This is a genomic window from Streptococcus suis (assembly GCF_002960625.1).
Taxonomy (GTDB): domain Bacteria; phylum Bacillota; class Bacilli; order Lactobacillales; family Streptococcaceae; genus Streptococcus; species Streptococcus suis_T.
Genome location: NZ_POJH01000007.1, coordinates 1 through 533, shown reverse-complemented (window position 1 = coordinate 533; position 533 = coordinate 1). Strand labels below are relative to the sequence as shown.

Annotated in this window: 1 pseudogene; it reads right to left on the bottom strand. The window is 42.8% G+C overall.

The features are described 5' to 3' along the window. Positions 1 to 533 (bottom strand): annotated as a pseudogene (locus C1G49_RS11030) (MucBP domain-containing protein); the annotation flags it as partial.

Genomic DNA, 533 nt, shown 5'->3' with positions numbered 1-533 from the left:
TCTGGGTAAGGTGTCGTTGGATCGATTGGCTTATCTGGGTTGGTTGGATCGAATGGATAAGGGATTACTGGGTTAACTGGAGTTGGATTCTCTGGTGTTGCAGGAATTTGTGGAATCCAGTTGGCAACTTTCTGGTACTTGTACGTTACAACAGTAGTACCTTCAGCTACTTCACCTGTTTCAGTTACGACATTACCATTTGGATCTACAGCAGTTGTCTTAGATGGAACCAATACATAACGTACACCGTCTTTAACGATTTCAGTTGGCTTGTCGCCTTCGTCAGTCGTATCGTACTTAGTACCTGTTGCAACAGCGTTCTCATCAAGAACTGGGTCTTTCAGAACGTTTGATTCGTTACCAGCTTCAACATAACGGATAACAACAGAACCTGTCTTCACATCTGGAGTTGGAGTAACAACCTTACGGTAAACGTAAGTAACAACTGTTTCACCTTCTACAACTGTACCAGTTTCAGAACCTTTTGTAAGGACTGGAACAAGCTCATAAGTTGTACCGTCTTCAGTTGTGAT